Source organism: Aeromonas aquatilis, assembly GCF_054052405.1.
Map to the genome: position 1 here is coordinate 1 of NZ_JBSTYP010000061.1, position 23,068 is coordinate 23,068.

Consider the following 23,068-nt stretch of genomic DNA (forward strand, 5'->3'; position numbering starts at 1 on the left):
GAAAGGCTGGGGTATCCATGATGGTAGACCTCAAGGTGATGGCCTACTTCAAGCTTAGCCTTTCAACACGTAATTGGGACATAGCCAAAAGTATGGCTTGCCCTTGAGCAGCAACAGATCGTGGGGGCCGTTCAGCTCGCGCTCTGCGGCAAGGCCAACGGCCGCCACCGGGGCGAAGTGGAAAAACTGATGGTGCTGCAAACGGCGAGAGGTAACGGCGTTGGCCGTGCGCTGATGCTGGCAATGGAACAAGGCGCCCATGCCGCGGACCGCTCCTTGCTGGTGCTGGATACCCGCGCCGGTGACGTGGCCTCCCACCTCTATCGCCAACTTGGCTATCTGGAGGCGGGCCAGATCCCGGGCTTTGCGCTCGGCGCCGATGGCGAGCTTGCTGCGACAGTCATCTTCTACAAATCGCGCTAAACGCCGCATCCCCCCATCCGAAAACAGCAGGGCCGGTCTGATGACCGGCCCTGCTTATTGCGATGGGATCTATCAGCCTCACGACAGTTTGATGGCCCGCACCTGAACTTCCGGCAAGGCGAAGGCATCTTGCGCGGCGATCAGTTGCAGCTCGTAAGCCTGCTGACGCCAGGTCTCTTGCAGCACCGCATCTACCGAGGCGTTGGTGCGCTCGAACGCGCTGACCGCATCGTGACCGGCCAGCAAATTCGCCAGCATAAGGGCGCTGATAAGATCGCCAACCCCCACCGGCTGGCGGGCAAAGTCATAGAGCGGACGGGCAATCAGGTAATCCCCTTGCGGAGTTGCCAGTAACATCTCGAAGCGGCTGGAGTCCTGCGCCGCACGACCGAGATGCTTGACCAGCACCAGCTTGACGCCGCGGGCCAGCAGCTGATGAGCGGCGGCGCGGGTCTGGGCCAGATCCGCCAGATGGGTATCGCAGAGGGTCTCCAGCTCCAGCAGGTTGGGGGCCATCATATCGGCCACCGGCAGCGCCTGCTCGGTCAGGAAACGGGTGACGCCGGGGGCAACGATGCACCCCTTCTCCGGATGACCCATCACTGGGTCGCAGAAGTAGATGGCATCGGGGTTGGCCGCCTTGACGGCGTTGACCACGGTCAGGATCTCGTCACCCTGCTCGGCGGAGCCGAGATAGCCACTCAGCACGGCGTCACAGCCGCTCAACGCCTCGATATTGCCCAATCCTTTCACCAGCGCACTGATATGACCCGCCGGCATCGCCATCCCCTGCCACCCCTGGGCATATTGGGTGTGGTTGGAAAACTGCACCGTGTTGATTGGCCATACATCCATACCAAGGCGGCGCATGGGGAAGACGGCCGCGCTGTTGCCGGCACAACCAAAGACCACGTGGGACTGAATAGAGAGAACGGATTTCATCGGGAATACCACAGCAAAGGATCAGCAAGGTGGGCAATATATCGGATGAAGATAATAAAACGCCACCTTGGCGCGGGATGAACAGGCAATTTCCTGACTAAAGACAGTTTTTTTACGCCATTTGGCCCACGTCGACAAGGTGAGCGGCGCCATGATGCGCCGCGTCCGTCACATCCCGTTGCGTTCAACAGCATGACGGGCAAAGTGATAGACCCACCCCTCATCACACGGCATGTCACTGGGTGGCGAAATCAGCTCAGGCAATACAGTCACCTTGCCACCAGCGGCATATTGCAGTGCCATCAGGGCGCAGAGCGCCGCATCGTAGCGATCGGTGCCGACCAGCACGTCCGCAGGCAGTAAGGCCGCCAGCTCGGGCCGTGCCGGGGAGGCCTTGCCGCCCACTTTGGCCAATGCCGGATAGACCTCCAGCACGGCACGACTGGCCTTCGGGGCAACGGTCGGCACCAGTTGCAGATCCGAGAGCCGCGGCAGCATGGAGAGCGCCAGGGTGGCATTGTTACCGAGCCGATCGAAGGTGGCCGACAGCGGCTTCTTGCCATATTGCTGATACAACCAACGCTCGCAGTCGCGATAGGCATAGGGGTTGTCGATTTCTCGCTCGGGCACGGCGCAGGAGAGCGGCTGGCCATTAAGCAGGTCGCGCAAGGCGCGGGGAAAAGCGAGCGGCGCATCGATACCGAGCGCCAGTTGCGGGCAGGCTTCTACCTGCATCAGGGTCAGCTCGTTTTGCAGGGCGGGACGCAGCAGAGCGGCCAGATCCGGCGCCACCCGCGAGCTCAGACGAAACAGCGGCGACACCCCGAGCCAGTGCAGGCTGTTGGAGTCGGCCTGCCAGCCCACCACGGCCACCGTCTGGGCACTGCCCTGCCAGCCACGCACATCCCAGCCAATCCCGATTGCACTCATCTGCCCTGCCGTCATCAATTACCTCTGTTCGCCTGTCACAAGTTGCAAGAGGCACAGGGTAATCAGCAGAGGCCCTTAACGCAAAGCGAACCGCCTTGGTCAGAACGATTTCTGGAAGTTCACCAGCGGCAGAATGGGGAACACGCCGTTGGCGGCGTAGTTGGCCAGCACAATCTACAGGCCGTCAGGTCTTTTAAATGCGCCACCTCAAGGACAATCGGCCACTTTTTCACAGCGAGTGGCCCCTCTTCCTTTCTTTGCCTGAGCGAACTGCCTAAAATAGTCGCCCTGCTGTATCCGGCATTCATCCATCTAGAGGATTTCCCATGGAGACGTTTCTGCTCGAAGGCCACCCCTTCGTTGCCTTGTGTGACCTTATCAAACATCAGGGGTGGGCCGATTGTGGCGGTGCCGCCAAAGCGCTCGTTGCCGAAGGGCTGGTCGAGGTGGACGGTCAGGTGGAGACCCGCAAGCGCTGCAAGATCGTGGCCGAACAGGTGGTCAACTTCAACGGCATGAAGGTCGTGGTGAAAGAGGGCGTCAGCTCGGAAATTGGCTAAACCCATCTTGGGTAGCCACTCTCCGGCAACCCGCTAGCTGGCCTTGATCGACAGGGTCAGCACAAAACGCGCCATCGCCTCATCCCCGTTCAATGACGGACAGGTGGCCACCACCTGGATGGGGCGATTGATGCGCTGACCGCTCTCCAGCGACTCGTCGATCATGGCGTCGATCTCCTCTCCGGCCGCGCAGTCAAACTGCACATCCCCCTCGGGCCGCTTCAAAAACTCCCCCTGCACATCCTTGAAGGCGAAGTGCACCTTCTTGCGTCGCTGCCGCCCCTTCTCCATCACCAGCAGACCGCCTACCAGATCGGCGCCGGTCGCCAGCGCGCCAAAATACATGCTACCCAGGTGGTTGCGGGTACGCCAGCCAAGGGGAATGCGAATGCGCAGCGCCTTGGCGTTCATCTCTTCGATGATCGGGGCACAAAACCCGATGACGGGAATGTAGCGCCAGGCAAACAGCCGAAGCGCCAGATTGGCTTTGAAGCGTTGCAAATCCATATGCGAACTGATCCGATGAGTTAATGTAAACAACATGTTGCCTGCATCTGCGCCATTCGACAAGCACAGGGATCACGGTTACGACCATTTGATCGGCGCAAAAAAAGAGGGAACCGCACCGGTTCCCTCTTATTGTTCATCTCACAGTTCAAAGCAGATGTACCGATCAGGCGCGCTTCTCTTCGAGCCAAGCCCCCTGGCTCTGCATCTCGAACAGCTGGGCATAGTGACCGCCGAGGGCCATCAGCTCGCTATGATTGCCCCGCTCGCTCACCTGACCGCGGGAGAGCAGCAGGATCTCGTCCGCATCGACGATGGTCGAGAGGCGGTGGGCGATGGCGATGGTAGTGCGGCCACGACGGGCAGCAGAGATCGCCTGCGACAGCGCCAACTCGGTCTGGGAGTCCACGCTGGCCGTCGCTTCATCCAGAATGAGGATACGCGGATCCCCCACCAGTGCACGGGCAAAGGAGAGCAGTTGCCGCTGACCGGCGGAGAGGTTCTTGCCCCCCTCCTCCATCAGGGTGTTGATCCCCTGTGGCAGGCTACGCACAAACTCGGCCAGCTGCACCTCGCTCAGCGCCTGCCAGAGCCGCGCTTCATCTATACCGGCGCGGCCGAGACGCAGGTTCTCCGCCAGGGTGCCGACGAAGATAAAGGGATCTTGCTGCACCAGCCCGATGCTGCGGCGCACCGCCGCCAGCGACAGGGTATCCAGTGCGTGATCATCGAAGCGGATCTGCCCCTGATCCAGCGGATAGAAGCCCATCAGCAGGCTGATGATGGTGGACTTGCCGCTGCCGGTATGGCCCACCAGCGCCAGCATCTGGCCCGGTTTTGCGGCAAAGCTGACCTCCCGCAGCACCTGCTGCTCACCATCGTAGGAGAAACTCACTCGCTCGAAACTGACCCGCCCTTCCAGCGGGCGCAGCTCGCCCTCGGTGCTCTCGCGGGTTTCATCGAGCAGGGCAAAGACCCGCTCCCCCGCCACCATCGCCTGCTGCAGCTGGTTGAGCTGGTTGGTCATCTCGATGAGCGGCTCGATCATCCGGCCCAGATAACTGATAAAGGCGTAGAGCACCCCCACCTGAATGGCACCCGCGTGGCTCACCCCCTCGTGGGCAAACAGCGCCAACAGGCCGATCAGCACCATCATGTAGAAGAGATCGATGAGCGGGCGCAGCAAGATGCCGTTGATCTTGAGGCTCTTGATCCGTGCCGACCAGTGCTGCTGGTTCACCTCGGCAAAGGCGTTGGCAAAGTGGCGCTCCTGCACCATCGCCTGGATCACCGGCATCCCCTGCAGCGACTCGTTGAGGCGGCTGTTGATGTCGGAAAGCAGACTGCGGGTCGCTCGCACCACCGGCACACTCAGTTTCTGGTAGAGCCACATCACCCCGCCCACTGCGGGCAGCAACAGGGAGCAGACCAGCATCAGCCGCAGATCCAGCAGCGCCATAGAGATGAGGATGCCACACAGCAGCACCACTTTTTGCACCAGCAAGCCAATCACCTGCACATAGAGGTTCATGATCGCCTCGGTGTCGTTGGTGATGCGGGAAATCAGCGAGCCGGATCGATGCTTGTCAAAGTAGCGGGCCGGCAAGCGGATGGCGGTGGCAAACACCTGCTCGCGCAAGGTTTGCACCACCGCCTGGGCGATGCGGTTAAAGCGCAGGGATTGCAAATAGAAGCCCGCCGCCGAGAGTACCTGCAAGCCCAGATAGCCCGCTGCAATCAGGGCTATGGTAGGCAGCACGATATTGCGAGGCGCCAGATAGTCATCGATAAAAAGCTTGATCAGCAGCGGCCCGGCCACTTCGGCGCCGGTGGCGAGCAGCAAACAGATCCCCGCCTGGATCAGCCAGCGAGGATACTGGGCGCAGTAGGCGAGCAGTCGTTTAATGGTCGGATTCACAGGCTCTCCTCCACCGCTTCTTCGAGACGCTGATAACGCACCATATCTGCATACCAGCCATTGTGCGCCATCAGGGTACCGTGATGACCCCGCTCGCTGATGGCCCCCTGCTCCAGCACCAGGATCTCGTCGGCCTGCTCCACCGCCGTCATGCGATGGCTGACCAGGATCAGGGTGCGACGATGGGCCTTGAGGGAATGCAGAATTTGCTGCTCGGTGTGGGCATCCACCGCCGAGAGCGCATCATCGAGCACCAGAATGGGTGCATCCAGCAGCAGGGCGCGGGCAATGGCCAGCCGCTGTTTCTGGCCGCCGGAGAGGGTCACCCCTTTCTCCCCCACCTCGGTCTCATAGCCCTTGGGAAAACGCACGATATCATCGTGGACACAGGCAATGCGCGCCACCCGTTCGACCTCCTCGCGGCTCGCATCGGGTTTGCCCAGGGCGATATTGGCGGCGATGGTGGTGGAAAACAGGAATGGCTCCTGCGGCACATAGGCAAACTGGCTGCGCAGTGTGGCGAGCGGCAGCTGGTCAATCGGAACGCCCCCCATAGCTATCGAACCGTGAGTCGGATTGGCAAGGCGCATCAACAGCTTGAGCAGGGAGCTCTTGCCTGCCCCAGTGCGCCCCACCACCCCGAGCATCCCCCCTTGCTTGAGGGTAACGTCGATATCCGCAAGCAGGGTGCGCTGCTCGAGTCGATAGCTCACCCCTTTGATCTGCAAAGGAAAGGCAGAGGTAAACGCGGCCGGCTGGACGGGCTCTTCGATATCGCTGCGCTCCCCCAGCAGGCTCTCGATGCGGGAGTAGGCGGCACTGCCCCGCTCGATGATGTTGAACAGCCAGGCGATGGCAAACATTGGCCAGATCAGCTGGCCGAGATACATGGTGAAGCTGGTGAGCTCACCCAGGGTCAACTCATCGCGCAGCACCAGCACACTGCCCCCCGCCACCGCGAGGAAGTAGGAGCAACCGATACAGAGATAGATGACCGGATCGAATTTGGCATCGATGCGGGCCACCGCCATATTGCGCTCCCCCGCCTGTTTGGTCAGCTCGGCAAAGCCTTCATCTTCCAGCGATTCAACCGCATAGGATTTCAACACCCGCACGCCGGAAAGGGCCTCCTGGGTCTTGTTGTTGAGCCTGGAGAAGGCCCCTTGCGCCGCCTTGAACTGGGTGTAGATCTGGGTGCCGAAGCGGTTCATGAAATAGGCCATCACCGGCAGCGGCAGCAAGGAGACCAGCGTCAACTGCCAGGAGTACTGGCTGCACATGATGGAGAGCACCAATACCCCGACCATGATGGAGTCCACCAGGGTCAGCACCCCTTCGCCAGCGGTCATCTCCACCGCCTGAATGTCGTTGGTGGCATGGGCCATCAGATCGCCTGTGCGGTGGCGCTGATAAAAATCGGGGCTCATCCGGGTGAAATGGCTGAACAGGCGATTGCGCAACACATAGGCCAGACGGTAAGAGGCACCAAACAGCATCACCCGCCAAACGTAACGCAGCAAATAGATGAGCACGCCGAGTCCGAACAGCCCGGCCAGATAGCGCATCAGGGTGCCATTATCGAGATCCCCTTTGGTGATACCATCCACCACCCAGCCCACCACTTTGGGCGGAATAACGGTCAACAGGGCCACCATCAGCAGCAAGGAGATGGCGGCCAGATAACGGGGCCACTGCTCCTTGAAAAACCAGCTCAATCGTAGAAATACGCTCACACCACCAACCTTTAGCGCTATCTGCCCGTGACCGCTCCAAGGAGCCGCCATCAGAGAAGCCACGCAGAACCAGAAGAATGAAAACAATCGCCTCCGACTGGAGGCGATTCGAATGAAAGCTCATCATATCCCGAACCGGGATGGTTGAGAATAATTACTATTTAATTCACTGTGACATGCGATCATCCCCTGACGAATAGGGATTGTACGAATTTTCATGCTGCTCACCGGTCAACAAGAAATGTGACACTTCTTCCCGGGTCTGGCTGAAGACCTGTTGCAACTGCTCCAGATCTGTCTCGCTTAGCACCTCGTTTTGCCGCAGGCGCCACTCCAGCTCGCCAGCCACCAATTGCAGACGGGCCGCCGAGATATTGGCAGACACCCCCTTGAGGGTGTGCAACAACTTGCTGGCCACCTCGGGTTGCTGACGGCGCAGGGCGGAGCGGATCTCCCACAGATCGTCCTTGTGCTCCGACATGAACAGCTTGAACAGGATCTGCAACGCCTCCTTGTCCTGCTCCAGTCGTTTGAGGGCATCCTGCAGATCGAGAATCCCGATCATATCCGGCGGTTTCACCTCCATGATCCCTGCCTGCTCCACCCCTTGCGGCTTCACCCACTGCAACAGGTTATTGTAGAGATCCAGCTTGCTCACCGGCTTGGTAACATAGCCATTCATCCCCACCCCCAGACAGCGCTCCTTGTCACCTTGCATGGCACTGGCGGTGAGGGCAATGATCGGCACATCGTGCTTGTCGACCATCTTGCGGATCTGGCGGGTGGCATCGAGTCCATCCAGCACCGGCATCTGCAGATCCATCAGGATCACATCAAAAGGTTGCTCGGCGACCCGCTCCACCGCCTCCCGGCCATTGCTGACTACGCACACCACCGCATCGACCCGCCGCAGATACTCGATGATCAGCTGCTGATTGACCCGGTTGTCTTCCGCCAACAGCACTCTGGTGCCCTGCAGCAGGGATTTGAAGTGCTGCTGATCCCCCTGCGCCTCGGCCTTGCGCAGGTGGAGTTCATAGGAACTGCCATTGAGCAGCTCATCCACCTTGGCCAGCAGGGCATTTTCGGTCATCGGCTTGGGCAGGAAATGGGTCAGTCCCATGCTGTCCATCCGGGCGTGCAACCCATCTCTGGCCCAGGCGCTAATCATCAGGATGGGGATCCGCCGCCACTGGCTGTGCTGATACATCTCCAGCGCCAGATCGAGCCCATCCTCCTGACCCATGCGCCAGTCGAGGATCGCCAACCGCAGACTCGGCCCCTCTTCACGGAGCAGCTGGCGGGCGCGTGACAGGGAGTTGACCGGCAGCACTCGCACACCCGCGCGAGTCAGAATGTCGCGGGCCAGATCCAGCACCAGCTCGTTGTCATCCATCACCATCACCAGCGGCTGGTGCTCGAAGAAGACCTTCCGACCTGCCACGCCGTAGACCGCCTGCGCCATCGGGAGATCGAACTGGAACAGGGAGCCCACGCCGGGCTTGCTCTGGACAATGATCCTCCCCCCCATCAGCTCGACCAGCCGCTGGGAAATATTGAGACCCAGACCCGAGCCGCCATATTTGCGGGTATTGCCCGCCTCCAGCTGGGTAAAGGCCTGAAAAAGCTGGCTCTGCTTCTCTTCGGCAATACCGATGCCGGTATCGCGCACGCTGAAGCGGATCCGCATTGGATGAGGGGTAGCCAGCTCGATGGAGACTTCGACTTCACCACGCTCGGTAAACTTGATGGCGTTGTTCACCAGATTGACCAGCACCTGTCCCAACCGCAGGGGATCCCCGCGCAAGAAGACCGGCACCTCCGGCGACTTGCGAATGATTACCTCCACATGTTTGCGCTCCGCCAGATCGGCAAACATCCCCGCCAGCGAGTCGAGCTGCTCGCTGAGATCGAAGTCGATCTCCTCTAGCGTCAGCTTGCCGGACTCCACCTTGGTCAGATCAAGGATGTCGTTGATAAGCAGCAGCAAGGTATCGGATGAGGATTTGATCTTGCCCAGATAGTCCCGTTGTTGCTGATCCAGCTCGGTCTGCAGTGCCAGCGAGCTGAAGCCGATGATGGCGTTCATGGGGGTGCGGATCTCGTGGCTCATGTTGGCCAGAAAATCGCTCTTGGCCTGGGCCAGCAAGCCGGTCTGGCGCGACAATTCGCTCAGTTTCTGATTGCGGCGCCACAGGGTGAAGGCCACCAGCGCGAAGCAGATCAAGGCCCCGCACAACGCCATCAAATAGAAGCGGTTCATCAGCGAGGAAGCGCGCTCCAGCTTGTCGATTTTCCAGCGCACCAGGCTCTCGATCACATGCATATCGATCAACTGGTAACGCAAGGCGTGATAGGCAACCACCTGCTGACTCATGTCCTTGCTTAGGCGGCTCAGAGTGTCAATTTCCGGCATGTTGCCGTAACGGGATACCATCTGCTGCTGCAACTGGGCCAGCGTAGTCTGCTCACGTTTGTCCCAACTGCGCTGTAAATAGCTACTCAGTTGCGCAAGCTCCTCCAGATCGCGATGCAGCGCACTGTCTGACGGGCTTATCCCCCGCACCTTTTTAATCTGGGCCTGCAGGGGCGCATTGAGGTACTCGATGGCCATCTCCATGGCATGGAGCTTGGCCAGCGCCATCAGATAGGTATCCATATCCTCAAGCAACACCTGAGACAACTCGTCTTGCGCCAGATCAGGATCGCTGCGTACCTTGCGCATAAAACCGTCAAGGGTGATGGATAACTGATTCAGGCGCTGCTGGATATTGCTGTCATTTGCCTGCTCCCGCCCAAGCAGATAGACGGTATCGGCGTTGATCCGGTTCAGCACCACCTCGGCCGCTTCGTTCATGTCGTGGGCTTGTTGCTGCTGACTGAGCGACTGCCAGCAGTAACCCGAAAAGGCGAGCAGCAGGGCAACGATCAGCCCTGACACAGCACGGTTTTTCCGTGATCCTTTATTCATCCCGTCTCGACTCTCATCTGGTGGTCGCTGAATTATCCGGTTGGGCAATGAACCCTAGGGGGAATTATCCACTCTCACCGGTCACTGTGTTACCGTTATTGTTCTGATATTTCGCTACTGTTTCGCGATTGCTTCATTCTGGCCCCTCATCATATCGCCGGCCAGTGCATATCTAGAAGGAACCAATTATGTCATTTATCACTACTTATTGTAGCCACTGCTTTACCAGGAACCGCCTGCCCATTGCTCATATCGATACATCCGCCAAATGCGGGCGCTGCAAAGCCCTCCTGTTCAGCCAGACCCCTTGCCTCGGGAAGGCGGATAACTTCGATACCCTGATCAACTCAGATATCCCGGTCGTGGTCGATTTCTGGGCCAGCTGGTGCGGCCCCTGCCAGCAGTTTGCTCCGGTATTTCATGAGATTGCCCATGAACTCGAACCACGGATGCGCTTTGTCAAAGTCGATACCGAGCAGCAGAGCACCATTGCCGCCCGTTACGCCATTCGCAGCATTCCCACCCTGATGGTCTTCAAACAGGGCAAACTGGTAAACCAGATCAATGGCTCCTTGCCCAAAAGCATGTTTAAGCAATGGCTGGAGCAGTTCATGGATGTTTGATTTATGTTTCACACATGCTTTATTTATGTGTTGATTTACTCGTTTTTATCAATGCTTGTGTGAGTCGAGGCTGATTTTCAACATGTGAACCTGTTTCAAACAAGTGAATGGATGTAATCTCGGCAACACAAAAACAACCATAAATTAACCGAGAGAACATTATGCACACATCAGCTGTACCCTCTACTCCATCTCGCTGGCTGGACATCAAATCAGGGATCGTCATCCTAGATGTCTTGCTACTTTGTGCCATGCTCGCCTGGCTCCCGTTTGATCCCATGGTCAACAAGGGGCTGGGTATTCTGGTCTTTATCGCCATCCTCTGGCTGACCGAAGCACTGCACGTCACCATCACCGCGCTGCTGGTGCCCCTGCTGGCTACCGTGCTCGGGGTGTTTGACATGAGCAAATCCCTCACCGATTTTGCCAACCCGATCCTGTTCCTCTTTTTTGGCGGTTTCGCCCTCGCGGCCGCCCTCTCCAAGCAGGGACTGGATACCCTGATGGCTGGCAAGGTGATGCATCTGGCCAATGGCCATCTGGGTTGGGGCGTCATCCTGCTCTTTACCATCACAGCCGCCCTGTCGATGTGGATCAGCAACACCGCCACTACCGCCATGATGCTGCCACTGGCGATCGGTATGCTGGCACGCCTCGATAGCAAAAAAGAGCGCGCCACCTTCGTCTTCGTATTGCTGGGGATCGCCTACAGCGCCAGTATCGGCGGCATCGGCACCCTGGTGGGTAGCCCACCCAACGCCATCGCTGCCGCCCAGATGGGGATTGGCTTCACTGACTGGATGAAATTCGGTGTTCCAGTAGTGCTGATCCTGATGCCCTGCGGCATTGCCCTGCTCTATCTGGTGACCCGCCCGCGTCTCAGCCACCGCGTCGAGATCCAGGATGTCACCATCAACTGGACCCGCGAACGTAAACTGACGCTGGCAATCTTCCTGACCACCGTAGTGCTCTGGATCGGCTCACAACCCATCTCCAACGCCTTTGGCGGTATTCCGCAACTCGACACTCTGATTGCCATGGGCGCCATCGTGGCCATCGTGGTCAGCCGTGTCGCCAGCTGGGATGACGTCAACCAGAACACCGACTGGGGCGTGCTGATGCTGTTTGGCGGCGGTCTGACCCTGAGCGCCATTCTCAAGGCCACTGGTACCAGCGCCTTCCTGGCCAGCCATCTGTCGGCCGTACTCTCCAACGCCAACATTTTTGTCGTGTTGCTTATGCTGGCCGCCTTCGTGGTGTTCCTGACCGAACTGGTCTCCAACACAGCTACCGCAGCGCTGTTGGTTCCCCTGTTTGCCGGTGTCGCCGAGGCACTGGGTGTATCGCCTGTAGTAATGTCGGTGTTGATCGCTATCGGTGCCTCCTGTGCCTTTATGCTGCCAGTCGCCACGCCGCCCAATGCCATCGTCTTTGCCAGTGGCCACATCCGCCAGAGGGAGATGATGAAAGCCGGTATGGCTCTGAACGTGGTCTTTACCGTGTTGCTCGCCCTGCTGGCCTACTTCGTTGGCGATATCCTCTGATCCACCTCCCCCCAATAAACAAAAACCCCCGCATTGCGGGGGTTTTCTCATTTATGAATCCGATTAGCCGATGTTGCAGGCTTTCAGATCCCAGATCCGATCCACATAGTCCTGAATGGAGCGGTCGGAGTTGAACTTGCCCATGGTGGCCGAGTTGATGATGGCCTTCTTCGCCCACAGTGCCGGATCCCGATACCATGTATCGATCAGCTTGTGTGCATCCGAGTAGGACTGGAAGTCCGCCAGGGTCAGGTAAGGGTCTCCCCCTTCCAGCAAGGAGCGCTTGATGGAGGCCAGCTCACCCGGACGACCCGGCGTGAAGTAGTCGGTATCAAACCAGTCCAGCACAGCTTTGAGCTCGGAGTTGGCATAGTAGAAGTCGTACGGGTTGTAACCGCGCGCCTTCAGCGACTTCACTTCGTCCACGTTCAGACCGAAGATGGCACAGTTTTCGGCACCCGCCTCTTCAGCGATCTCGATGTTGGCTCCATCCAGCGTCCCGATGGTGATTGCACCGTTGAGTGCCATCTTCATGTTGCCGGTACCTGATGCCTCATAACCTGCAGTGGAAATCTGCTCGGAGACATCCGCCGCCGGGATCAGCTTCTCGGCCAGACTCACGCGGTAGTTCGGCATGAACACCACTTTCAACTTGCCCTGGATACGAGCATCGTTGTTGACCCGATCCGCCAGCTTGTTGATGGCATAGATGATGTCTTTGGCCAGCTTGTAACCGGGCGCCGCTTTGGAGCCGAAGATAAACACGCGTGGGTGCATGTCATAGTCCGGGTTGGCCAGCAGACGACGATAGAGTGCCATGATGTGAATGAGGTTCAGCTGCTGGCGCTTGTACTCGTGCAGACGCTTGATCTGAACGTCGAAGATCGCCTCGGCACTGACATCGATACCGGTTTCGTCCTTGATGACCTTGACCAGCTTCTCTTTGTTGTGACGTTTGATGGTCATGAACTGCTGCTGGAACGCCTTGTCGTCGGCAAACTTCACCACGCCACGCAGTTTGTCCAGTTGCAGCGGCCACTCCTTGCCCACTACTTCGTTGTAGAGGCCAGCCAGTTCCGGGTTGCACGCCAGCAGCCAGCGACGCGGGGTCACCCCGTTGGTCACGTTGCACATTTTTTCCGGCCACAGCTCGGCATACTCGGGGAAGAGATCTTCCTTCACCAGCTTGGAGTGGATCTCGGCCACACCGTTCACTTTGGACGAACCGATGACGCACAGGTTGCCCATGCGAACCTTGCGCACGGCTCCCTCTTCGATGATGGAGAGCTTGGCCTTGATGGCATCGTTGCCCGGCCACTTGGGCTCCACCAACTCGTTCAGGAAGCGGGCGTTGATTTCGTAAATCACCTCCAGATGGCGAGGCAGTACTTTCTCGAACAGGCTGACCGACCACTTCTCCAGCGCTTCCGGCAGCAGGGTGTGGTTGGTGTAGGAGAAGACCTGATAGCAGATGTCCCAGGCGGCATCCCAGTTCAGATCTTCCTCGTCAACCAGCACCCGCATCAGTTCCGGGATGGCGACAGTCGGGTGAGTATCGTTGAGCTGAATGGCAATTTGCGCGGCAAAGTTGCTGAAGTCACTGCCATGAACCCGCTTGTAGCGGCGCATGATGTCCTTGATGGAGCAAGCACAGAAGAAGTATTGCTGGATCAGGCGCAGCTCTTTACCTGCATCGGTATCATCGTTCGGATAGAGTACCTTGGAGATGGTTTCAGCCTGGGCTTTTTCAGCCTGGGAGTCGATATAACCACCAGCGTTGAACACATCCCAATCGAAAAACTCGGAGGCGCGGGATTCCCACAGACGCAGGATGTTGACGGTATGACCGCCAAAACCGACCACCGGAATATCCCAAGGCACCCCTTTAATCTTGCGACCGGCGTGCCATACCTTCTTCAGGCCGCCATTGTCACCAAACACGGTCTCAACGTAGCCATAGAGCGGAACTTCTTGCACCGACTCGGGGCGGCAGATCTCCCAGGGGTTACCATATTCACGCCAGGAGTCCGGACGCTCGATCTGGCGGCCATCCTGGATTTCCTGACGGAACAGACCGTGTTCGTAGTGGAGACCGTAACCAACCGCCGGATAGTTCAGAGTGGCCAGCGAGTCGATAAAGCAGGCAGCCAGACGACCCAGGCCGCCGTTGCCAAGAGCCATGTCCGGCTCTTGTTCGCACAGGTCGGTCAGTTCCAGACCGAGCTCGCCCAGCGCCTCTTCGCAAGTCTTATAGAGGGAGAGGTTGTGCAGGTTGTTGGAGGTCAATCGTCCCATCAGGAATTCAGCAGAGAGATAGTGAATCGCACGAGTATCTTTCTTGAAATGAGTCTGCTGAGTGCGGGTCAGGCGCTCGTACACCTGTTCATTGACGGCCGCAGCAGTGGCTTTCCACCACGCTTCGGGAGAGGCTTTCTGTTCGCTTGTTCCCAAGGTAGAACGCAGGTGACGCACGATACTCGCCTTGAGCTGATCTTTATCCAGTTGGAGATCCTGGTCTGTCTTCTTCTTGGTAGCCATAAACCATATTCCTTCGTTACAAATAAAATTGTTATCCCGCTTGCGGGACCGGCGCTGTTGTTATCTCAAAATATGTACCGGCGTGAGAATACTAACTAAAGCGGCAGAATTAAAAGTTAACGCAAGTCACACTTTAACCGATAAAAACAGCCTGAAAAGCTTGAAAACCCTTTCCTTTAACTGATCGAGTAAAAACAAACATTTCCTTTATTATCAGCAACTTAATGAAACTATAAAAATATTCTGGCATGAATAGGTTTTCAGAGATTGCCAAGCCTTGAAAATCCCTGAAAATAGGCAGCAAGACGGCACATTGAAACCGGTTTCAATGTGCCTGAAAAATTACCGTATAAATATGAAGCAATCATTGCACCCTTAAAGATGTGCTTTGAACTGATTGCTCAATGGATCGTAATGGTACCCAATCTGATCCAGACGCCCTGCCAACTGCTCTTCACTCATATCGTAATAGGCCAGCAACTCCTCCAACCCGTCACACTCAAGCCTTAGCTTCTCATTGATGATGCCCAGCAAGATGTTGGCATCCAGACGTTGCAAGGTACTGATATCCATAGCGGCACCTCCTGTAAATGACCTGTATAACCATGGGCGGTTACGCAAGGTTTGTCCATAGTACGAAAAACACCCAACCAGATTTATATTAAATAGTGTTTAAAAACATAACCTTACTAACGACACATGCCAACGCCATCACATTTTTCAGCAAAAACACCTTGTCACTGCCACAGGATAGAACTACTGTATACCCATACAGCTTGGATATTCATACAGGAACCCCATATATGAACCAGCCCCTGCACTCACTGCCCTTTGCGATGAATCGTGTCATGAGCAAGCCCTGGCCAACCAGAACCGCCTGCAAAGCGGAGTTGGCTCATTATGGTGTGACTATCCAGTCTGATGATCAGTTTCTCAGCGAGCTGAGCAAGTTGGGTGACTCTCATACCGGCTGGATCTTGTTGATCGCCCCGCCGGGACGCCCCACAGCAAGCCACCTGGAAGAGCGAGGCATCGATCCCAACAGAGTGCTGGTGGTACACAGCCCTAAAATCAAGAACTGGCAGCAAACCCTGGAACGCAGCCTGGGTAATGGTCACTGCGCCGCTGTATTTACCTGGCTACCCGAGCAGATCGAGCTGGATCACATCAAGCTGCAGCGTCTGGGGCAACAATCCGGTGTAATGACCCGCTTCTTTGGCACTAAGCGCGCCAACCCCAACACACCTCTGCTGGCCTATGCAGAGCAGGATATCTATCTCAATCATTAAGACAAAAACAAACGCCCATACAGGCCCCTACAGTTAGTCGTAACGACTACACCATCGGGCACCAACAACGTGCACTGTGGTGATTAACTGAAGGAGAGTATAGGGAGCCAACGGCAGGAAGGGCGGCAGACAAAAAGATCCCGGCTCGGGGCCGGGAATTGCGCTCAAAAGTAACTACTTGTCGCTCGTAGTAGGAACAGGGCAATAGTAGTTTGCCCCCTGTGCGTCAACAACTGTCAGATGTGACAGGCAGGCCGCTATGGAACCGAAACTGCGGATCCGGCGAGCAGATTAGCTCGGCTTCCAGCTTGCCAAAGAAGGCCACCCGCTCGCTGATATCCTCCCCTGCGTACTGTTCGGCCAAGCTCAGGTAATCCTGATAGTGACGCGCTTCGGAGCGCAGCAAAGAGACGTAGAAGCGGCTCAACTCTTCGTCCAGATGGGGTGCCAACTTGGCAAACCGTTCGCAAGAGCGGGCCTCGATGTAGGCGCCAATGATCATCTTGTCGACAATGGTGGCCGGTTCATGGGTGCGCACATGCTGCATCAATTGGCGGGCATAGCGGGAGGCCGTCACCGGCCCGTATTCGATGCCGCGGGCCTGCATAATCTCCAGCACCTGCTCGAAGTGATGCAGCTCCTCCTGAATGAGCCGCACCATGGGAAACAGCAGTGGATTGCGCTCCAGCTCGGCAAAGACGGTGCGATCAGACTCCCCCATGCTGCGCTTGCCCAGGATCTCGGCCTTCTCCGGAATAGCATCCAGCTCGCGATAGAACTCCAGCTTGGGCAGCAGATGACGCTTGCCCTTGGGCAGGCAGTAACGGCGCACTAGACTGTGGGCGGTGAGCGCAGCCTTGGTCTCGCAGTTGGCGTGATCGATGAGCAGGGTCGGCAAACGGGCCGGATCCCGCGCCATCTCTACCCACTCATCCGGGGTCTCGCACTGCAAAAACTGGCGCACAGGGGCTAGCAGATCATCCATCTGAACTCTCGATTGTTAAACGCATCGGTTAAAAGCGTATCAGTCATATATGTTGCCGCCTATGCTAACGGATCCCGCTGGCCGTGCCCATATTCGGCACAATAAACGGATGTTTTTCAAACGGATATCCCCTTCCCCTTCAGCCTGTGCGAGGCAAAAACGACAATGGGGGCCACTGGCCCCCATCTCGCTATCCCATCCGGCAAAATCGCAAACGTTTAACTGCCTTCGTTAAAAATTTCCAGATTGCTGGTGCCTTCCTGCCATTCACGCACAGCTTTGGTGTCATCGTTGCGCAGGGCATTGAGGTGATCCAGATAGGACTGATCCACGTCGGAGGTGACGTAGTGGCCATTGAACACCGAGGTTTCGAAGTGACGCAGATCCGGGTTGATCTCCCGCACTGCCGCTTCCAGATCTTCCAGATCCTGGAAAATCAGGCCATCGGCGCCAATCAGCTTGCACACCTCTTCCACTTCGCGACCGTGGGCGATCAGCTCGTTGGCGGTGGGCATGTCGATGCCATAGACGTTGGGGAAACGAATTTCCGGCGCCGCCGAGGCGAAGTAAACCCTGGCTGCCCCCGCTTCACGGGCCATCTGGATGATCTGCTCGGACGTGGTACCACGCACTATGGAGTCATCCACCAGCAACACCTTCTTGCCCTTGAATTCGGAGCTGATGGCGTTGAGCTTACGGCGCACCGACTTCTTGCGCTGGGTCTGGCCCGGCATGATGAAGGTACGGCCGATGTAGCGGTTTTTCACGAAGCCCTGACGGTATGGCAGGTCGAGGGTGTGTGCGATCTCCAGCGCTACGTCACAGGAGGTCTCGGGGATGGGGATGACCACATCGACATCGAGATCTTCCCACTCGCGGGCAATTTTCTGACCCAGCTTGCGACCCATGTTGAGGCGGGCGGCGTAGACCGAGACCTTGTCGATGCACGAATCGGGACGAGCGAAGTAGACGTATTCGAAGATGCAGGAGCTCATCTGCGGGTTCTCCGCACACTGCTCGGAGAAGAGCTGGCCCTGCTCGGTGATGTAGATAGCTTCACCCGGCGCAATATCCCGCACCGTCTCGAAACCGATGGCGTCGAGTGCCACGCTCTCGGAGGCGAGCATGTACTCCACCTGGCCAAGCTCGTCCTGACGACGACCGAGGATCAGCGGGCGAATGCCGTTGGGATCGCGAAAACCGATGAGACCATGGCCAATCACCAGCGAGACCACCGCATAAGCGCCGCGGATCTGTTGATGGGTTCTGCGCACCGCGGCGAAGATATCTTCGGGACGCAGGGCCATCTTGTCACAGCGATCCAGCTCGTGGGCCAGCACGTTCAGCAACACTTCCGAGTCGGAGGTGGTGTTGATGTGACGGCGGGCGACCTTGAACTGCTGCTCCTTGAGCTCCTTGGCGTTGGTGAGGTTGCCGTTATGGGCCAGCACCATGCCGTAGGGCGAGTTCACATAAAAAGGTTGGGCTTCAGCGGCACTTGAGCTGCCTGCGGTGGGGTATCTGACATGACCTATGCCGATGTTCCCTTGCAGACGCTGCATGTGGCGCACTTCAAACACGTCCTTCACCAGGCCATTGGCCTTGCGTTGCCGGAAGTTTCCACTCTCAATGGTCACGATCCCGGCGGCATCCTGTCCCCTGTGCTGCAACACCGTCAAGGCGTCGTAGAGGGCCTGATTGACGGGGGTGGTGCCAACTATACCGACAATACCACACATGTCTTTGCTACCTCGAAGTCACTATACCGGTTTAAGAAAACTCGATGAGTTCAACATGAACCCGAAAAACCACTGGATCACCGGCTTGAACTCCGGCACCAGCTTGGACGCCACCCACCAGTCGCTTTGGGAGAGGCTGGTGAAGGTATCCATGAAAAAAAGCAGGGCACTGACGATCAGCACCCCGCGAATTGCTCCGAAGCAGACTCCCAGCACCCGATCGGTACCCGAGAGACCCGTCTTGTCCACCAACAGGCCCACCACATAGTTGACCACGCTGCCGAGGATCAAAGTCGCCACAAACAGCGCCGCGATGGCCAGACCGTTGCGAACCAGCGCGTCGGAGAAGGAGGTGAAATAGACGGCGAGATCGGGATAGAAATGGCTGGCAATAAAGAAGGCGACGAACCAGGTGACAAGAGACATGGCCTCCTTGACGAAGCCGCGCACCAGGCTGATGAGAGCAGAAAAACCGACGATGCCGATGATGGCGTAATCAATCCAGACCATAGAAAAAGATGTCCTGCGAAATTGCGGCGCAGTCTAACAAAAACGATTGCGCATTGCTTGATAAAAATGTGTTAACTGTTCAAAGCGACGCCGAAAAGCCGCATTTTTTCAGCACTAAAACGGTTGTTCGGCGCCAGAATGCACAACGCCATGGCAATGCCATGGCGTTGTGGTCAGCGGTGTGAGCTTACCCGATGTGGGTCAGACCACCCATGTAGGATTGCAGCGCAGCCGGGATGGCGATGCGGCCATCTTCCTGCTGGTAGTTCTCGATCACGGCAACCAGGGTACGACCCACTGCCAGACCGGAACCGTTCAGGGTATGCAGCAACTGCGGCTTGCCATCGATGCGCACGCGAGCCTGCATGCGGCGTGCCTGGAAGTCGGTGCAGTTGGAGACAGAGGAGATCTCGCGGTAGGTGTTCTGGGCTGGCAGCCACACTTCCAGATCGTAGGTCTTGGAAGCGCAGAAGCCCATGTCACCGGTGGAGAGCGCCATCACGCGATACGGCAGCTCCAGCAGTTGCAGCACCTTCTCGGCGTGGCCCGCCATCTCTTCCAGCGCTTCCCAGGATTTCTCCGGGTGCACCAGCTGGACCATCTCGACCTTGTCGAACTGGTGCATACGGATGAGGCCACGGGTATCACGACCGTAGGAACCGGCTTCAGAGCGGAAGCAGGGGCTGTGAGCGGTCATCTTGATCGGCAGCTCTTGCGCGTCAAAGATTTCGTCACGGGCCATGTTGGTGAGCGGCACTTCAGAGGTCGGGATCAGGGAAAACTTGCGCAGTTTGCCCTCTTCTTCACCTTCGCCTTCGATACCGGTATTGAACAGATCCTGTGCAAACTTCGGCAACTGACCGGTGCCATAGAGGCTGTCCGGGTTCACCAGATAGGGCACGTAGCACTCGGTGTAACCGTGCTGCTGGGTGTGCAGATCCAGCATGAACTGAGCCAGGGCACGGTGCAGACGGGCAATCTGGCCCTTCATCACCACGAAACGGGTACCGGAGAGTTTGACGCCGTTCTTGAAATCAACGCCTTTGGCCGCTTCGCCCAGATCGATGTGATCGCGTACCGGGAAGCTGAACTCGCGCGGGGTACCCCAGCGACGCACTTCCACGTTGTCGTTCTCGTCACGGCCCACCGGGGTGGTCTCGCTCGGCAGGTTGGGGATGGCGTCGGCAATGGCTTTCAGCTGGGCCAGCAGGGCATCCAGCTCGACCTTGCTGGTTTCCAGCTCGTCGTTGATCTTGGAAACGATGGCCTTGAGCGGGGCAACATCTTCACCACGACGGGCAGCTTCACCGATGGATTTGGAGCGGGCGTTGCGCTCGGCCTGCAGCTCCTGGGTACGGGACTGCAGATCCTTGCGTTTCTCTTCCAGAGCGTTGACAGCCGCTACGTCCAGAACGTAGCCACGTGTCGCCAGACGAGCGGCAGCCTCTTCGATATCGCTGCGCAGATATTTGGGATCCAGCATGGTTTACCTACTTTTTTAAAATGGGATCTGGGCCTGAGTCGTCATGACGGGCTGGGAAACAGATCCGGAAGTTAACATCGGTTGGCGCACCCCAATCGTCTTCAGAATCGGGCCTCAACAATCAGGCCTTCGAGATCAAGAAGATGGCGCAAGGCCAAGACAAGCGGGGTCAGACGGGCAGTGTAGCAGACCGCCCCCCCGCCCGAACAGGGACTATTTGTGTCGTTTTTACCGACTTTGGCACGCAAACCGTCCTGCATATTCAAACGCCTGACCAATTTTCAGCCATGCGAGGTAACAAAGGGGCTATTTGCCCCGTTGCTGCGGACTTTGCCTGTCCAGTTCATGGAGGTAATCGAGCTTCTGGCCAATCTGCTTTTCAAGGCCGCGATCGGTGGGCTGGTAGTACTGCTTGCCCGCCAGCTCGGGCGGGAAATACTGCTCGCCCGCAGCATAGGCGCCCGGCTCGTCATGGGCGTAGCGATACTCGGCGCCATAGCCCAGATCGCTCATCAATTTGGTCGGCGCATTGCGCAGGTGTACCGGCACCTCGAAGTCAGGGAGATTTTTGGCATCATGAAGCGCCGCCTTCCAGGCGGTATAGACCGCATTGCTTTTCGGGGCGCAGGCGAGATAGACGATCGCTTGGGCGATAGCCCGCTCCCCTTCCGCCGGACCGATCCGATGGAAACAATCCCAGGCCGACAGGGCGACCTGCATGGCGCGCGGATCGGCATTGCCCACATCTTCCGAGGCAATCGCCAGCAAGCGGCGGGCAATATAGAGGGGATCGCAACCGGCGCTCACCATACGGGCGTACCAATAGAGCGCCGCATCCGGCGCCGAGCCGCGAATGGATTTGTGCACCGCCGAGATGAGGTCGTAGAAGTGATCGCCCCCCTTGTCGAAGCGGGCCACGTGCTCCCCCACCACGGCAGCGAGCAGGGCACTGTCGATCACCCGCGCCCCAGTGCTGTCGGTTTCGGCCATGTCGGCCAACAGCTCCAGATAGTTGAGGGATTTACGCCCGTCTCCATCAACTGCCTTGGCCAACGCCTCTTTGACGCCCGGGGCGAAGGTGAGGGCCGGATCATTGAGACCACGGGGATCAGTCATCGCCTGATCGAGCATGGCGAGAATATCGCTCTCCTCCAGTCGCCTGAGCAGATAGACCCGGGCTCGTGAGAGCAGTGCGTTGTTGAGTTCGAACGAGGGGTTTTCGGTGGTGGCACCGATGAAGGTGATGGTGCCATCTTCGATGTGGGGCAGGAACACATCCTGCTGGCTCTTGTTGAAGCGGTGTACCTCATCCACGAAGAGGATGGTGCGCACCCCACGCCAGCTGTTCTCCTTCGCCTTGTCGATGGCGGCGCGGATCTCCTTGATGCCGGAGGTGACCGCCGAGAGTCGCTCCACCTCCGCCTGACAGTAGTGGGCCATCAGCTCCGCCAGGGTGGTTTTGCCGGTACCGGGCGGGCCCCACAGGATCATCGAGTGGCAGTGCCCCGCCAGGATTGCTTTGCGCAGGGGCTTGTCAGCCCCCAGGATATGTTGTTGACCGATATACTGGTCGAGGTTTTGCGGCCGCATCCGGGCCGCCAGCGGACGAAAGTCCGATGAGAAATCCAGCGACAAGTTACTCATCTGTATTGACCACCCAGCGTCACGCCACTCGCCTTTGACTGGCGCAGTGGCGAGCAATCCAACGACCGCTTGCTCATTAGCGCTGGTCGTCCAGCTCGACCCCCTTCGGGATCTTGAAAACAAATTCGTTACCCTTGAGCACCGGCTTGCGGTTGAAGCTGCTCAGGGTGAATTCAGTCCACTGCCCCTGTGCCTCTTTCACATCGAAGCGACTGATGTTGTTGTCGCGATCGAAGGTAACGCGGAACGAGGCGATCAGCTCATCCTTGTTACGACTGGTGACGGTATAGACATCCCCCTGCTGGGTCACGTCGTAGTTTTTCCAGAGCTTGTCATCATTGCCGGTGATCAGGACGAAGGGGGTGTTGAGCACCGCATCCTTCAGCTTGAGGGCGGTCACCTGCTCGACGAAGGGGTCAAATACCCACACATCCTTGCCATCGGCCACGATCAGGCTCTCATCCGGCGAGGTGGTGTGCCAGTTGAAATGGTTCGGGCGTTTCACTAACAGATCGCCGCCTGCTTTTTGTAGCTCCTTGCCCTTGCTGTCATAGACAGTTTGGGAAAACTTGGCGGAGAAGAGGCTGACACTGGCCAGCTTCTGCTTGAGATCGCTGGCCGCATCGGCCCACACCTGGCTGCTGGCCATCAGCAGCACGGTACCCATCAACAGTTGTTTTTTCATCACGCTCTTCATAAAGACGCTCTCGATAAAAGGCCACGCCCGCG

19 protein-coding genes and 2 pseudogenes are annotated in these 23,068 nt (G+C 57.8%); 6 read left to right on the top strand and 15 right to left on the bottom strand.

Going from position 1 to position 23,068, the window contains the following annotated elements; genetic code table 11:
• Positions 1 to 99 precede the first annotated feature (99 nt).
• A pseudogene (locus ACW5W8_RS19565) lies at positions 100 to 423 on the top strand (GNAT family N-acetyltransferase); the annotation flags it as partial.
• Positions 424 to 501: 78 nt separating this feature from the next.
• Here ACW5W8_RS19565 and pdxY read toward each other — a convergent pair.
• From pdxY to ACW5W8_RS19580, 3 genes and pseudogenes are all read right to left on the bottom strand, one after another.
• Entirely contained in the window at positions 502 to 1,365 is an 864-nt protein-coding gene (pdxY, locus tag ACW5W8_RS19570) for a pyridoxal kinase PdxY (protein WP_498629719.1), read from the bottom strand.
• 168 nt (positions 1,366 to 1,533) lie between these two features.
• Positions 1,534 to 2,310 carry a DUF429 domain-containing protein gene (locus ACW5W8_RS19575; protein ID WP_498629721.1) on the bottom strand — a complete coding sequence of 259 codons (777 nt, stop codon included), beginning with the start codon at positions 2,308 to 2,310 and terminating at the stop codon, positions 1,534 to 1,536.
• 84 nt (positions 2,311 to 2,394) lie between these two features.
• Positions 2,395 to 2,469, bottom strand: a pseudogene (locus ACW5W8_RS19580) (VC2662 family protein); the annotation flags it as partial.
• A 152-nt stretch (positions 2,470 to 2,621) separates the two neighbouring features.
• Between ACW5W8_RS19580 and ybcJ the strand changes: the two are divergent.
• The gene (ybcJ, locus tag ACW5W8_RS19585; protein WP_498629723.1) at positions 2,622 to 2,855 is read left to right on the top strand and encodes a ribosome-associated protein YbcJ; all 234 of its coding nucleotides are present in this window, start codon (positions 2,622 to 2,624) and stop codon (positions 2,853 to 2,855) included.
• A 33-nt stretch (positions 2,856 to 2,888) separates the two neighbouring features.
• On the opposite strand, the gene ACW5W8_RS19590 is transcribed toward ybcJ, so the two are convergent.
• The 4 genes from ACW5W8_RS19590 to ACW5W8_RS19605 form a co-directional block, all read right to left on the bottom strand.
• Positions 2,889 to 3,362 carry a DUF4442 domain-containing protein gene (locus ACW5W8_RS19590; RefSeq protein ID WP_498629725.1) on the bottom strand — a complete coding sequence of 158 codons (474 nt, stop codon included), beginning with the start codon at positions 3,360 to 3,362 and terminating at the stop codon, positions 2,889 to 2,891.
• A gap of 166 nt (positions 3,363 to 3,528) precedes the next feature.
• Complete coding sequence (locus ACW5W8_RS19595) at positions 3,529 to 5,280, bottom strand: ABC transporter transmembrane domain-containing protein (RefSeq protein ID WP_498629727.1); 1,752 nt, start codon at positions 5,278 to 5,280, stop codon at positions 3,529 to 3,531.
• A complete protein-coding gene (locus tag ACW5W8_RS19600) occupies positions 5,277 to 7,013 on the bottom strand; it encodes an ABC transporter transmembrane domain-containing protein (RefSeq protein ID WP_498629729.1) in 1,737 nt (578 codons plus the stop codon). Before ACW5W8_RS19600 ends, ACW5W8_RS19595 begins: the two co-directional genes overlap by 4 nt.
• A gap of 166 nt (positions 7,014 to 7,179) precedes the next feature.
• Entirely contained in the window at positions 7,180 to 9,984 is a 2,805-nt protein-coding gene (locus ACW5W8_RS19605; protein ID WP_498629731.1) for a hybrid sensor histidine kinase/response regulator, read from the bottom strand.
• 188 nt (positions 9,985 to 10,172) lie between these two features.
• Here ACW5W8_RS19605 and trxC point away from each other — a divergent pair, with 188 nt between their 5' ends.
• Together trxC and ACW5W8_RS19615 are read left to right on the top strand one after the other, a co-directional pair.
• Entirely contained in the window at positions 10,173 to 10,607 is a 435-nt protein-coding gene (gene trxC, locus ACW5W8_RS19610) for a thioredoxin TrxC (RefSeq protein ID WP_498629733.1), read from the top strand.
• A gap of 161 nt (positions 10,608 to 10,768) precedes the next feature.
• Positions 10,769 to 12,151 (top strand): SLC13 family permease, encoded by a 1,383-nt coding sequence (locus tag ACW5W8_RS19615; protein WP_498629735.1) that lies wholly within the window; start codon positions 10,769 to 10,771, stop codon positions 12,149 to 12,151.
• 63 nt (positions 12,152 to 12,214) lie between these two features.
• Here ACW5W8_RS19615 and ACW5W8_RS19620 read toward each other — a convergent pair whose 3' ends face one another.
• Positions 12,215 to 14,689, bottom strand: a complete 2,475-nt coding sequence (locus tag ACW5W8_RS19620) for a glycogen/starch/alpha-glucan phosphorylase (protein ID WP_498629737.1) — start codon at positions 14,687 to 14,689, stop codon at positions 12,215 to 12,217.
• Between the two features lie 375 nt (positions 14,690 to 15,064).
• Positions 15,065 to 15,262, bottom strand: a complete 198-nt coding sequence (locus ACW5W8_RS19625; RefSeq protein WP_005333612.1) for a DUF4250 domain-containing protein — start codon at positions 15,260 to 15,262, stop codon at positions 15,065 to 15,067.
• A gap of 230 nt (positions 15,263 to 15,492) precedes the next feature.
• Here ACW5W8_RS19625 and ACW5W8_RS19630 point away from each other — a divergent pair, with 230 nt between their 5' ends.
• Positions 15,493 to 15,978 carry a cell division inhibitor gene (locus ACW5W8_RS19630; protein WP_498629739.1) on the top strand — a complete coding sequence of 162 codons (486 nt, stop codon included), beginning with the start codon at positions 15,493 to 15,495 and terminating at the stop codon, positions 15,976 to 15,978.
• Positions 15,979 to 16,204: 226 nt separating this feature from the next.
• Here ACW5W8_RS19630 and miaE read toward each other — a convergent pair whose 3' ends face one another.
• From miaE to ACW5W8_RS19645, 3 genes are all read right to left on the bottom strand, one after another.
• Entirely contained in the window at positions 16,205 to 16,963 is a 759-nt protein-coding gene (gene miaE, locus ACW5W8_RS19635) for a tRNA isopentenyl-2-thiomethyl-A-37 hydroxylase MiaE (protein WP_005346385.1), read from the bottom strand.
• A gap of 218 nt (positions 16,964 to 17,181) precedes the next feature.
• A complete protein-coding gene (gene purF / locus ACW5W8_RS19640; RefSeq protein WP_498629742.1) occupies positions 17,182 to 18,702 on the bottom strand; it encodes an amidophosphoribosyltransferase in 1,521 nt (506 codons plus the stop codon).
• 21 nt (positions 18,703 to 18,723) lie between these two features.
• Positions 18,724 to 19,212, bottom strand: coding sequence for a CvpA family protein (locus ACW5W8_RS19645; protein ID WP_498629744.1), 489 nt, complete (start codon positions 19,210 to 19,212; stop codon positions 18,724 to 18,726).
• An 8-nt stretch (positions 19,213 to 19,220) separates the two neighbouring features.
• Here ACW5W8_RS19645 and ACW5W8_RS19650 point away from each other — a divergent pair, with 8 nt between their 5' ends.
• Positions 19,221 to 19,397 carry a hypothetical protein gene (locus tag ACW5W8_RS19650; RefSeq protein ID WP_236346943.1) on the top strand — a complete coding sequence of 59 codons (177 nt, stop codon included), beginning with the start codon at positions 19,221 to 19,223 and terminating at the stop codon, positions 19,395 to 19,397.
• Positions 19,398 to 19,399: 2 nt separating this feature from the next.
• Here ACW5W8_RS19650 and serS read toward each other — a convergent pair whose 3' ends face one another.
• From serS to lolA, 3 genes are all read right to left on the bottom strand, one after another.
• Positions 19,400 to 20,695, bottom strand: a complete 1,296-nt coding sequence (gene serS, locus ACW5W8_RS19655) for a serine--tRNA ligase (RefSeq protein ID WP_498629746.1) — start codon at positions 20,693 to 20,695, stop codon at positions 19,400 to 19,402.
• A 306-nt stretch (positions 20,696 to 21,001) separates the two neighbouring features.
• Positions 21,002 to 22,339 carry a replication-associated recombination protein A gene (locus ACW5W8_RS19660; RefSeq protein ID WP_498629747.1) on the bottom strand — a complete coding sequence of 446 codons (1,338 nt, stop codon included), beginning with the start codon at positions 22,337 to 22,339 and terminating at the stop codon, positions 21,002 to 21,004.
• A gap of 76 nt (positions 22,340 to 22,415) precedes the next feature.
• Positions 22,416 to 23,024 (bottom strand): outer membrane lipoprotein periplasmic chaperone LolA, encoded by a 609-nt coding sequence (gene lolA, locus ACW5W8_RS19665; RefSeq protein WP_498629749.1) that lies wholly within the window; start codon positions 23,022 to 23,024, stop codon positions 22,416 to 22,418.
• Between the last annotated feature and the right edge of the window lie 44 nt (positions 23,025 to 23,068).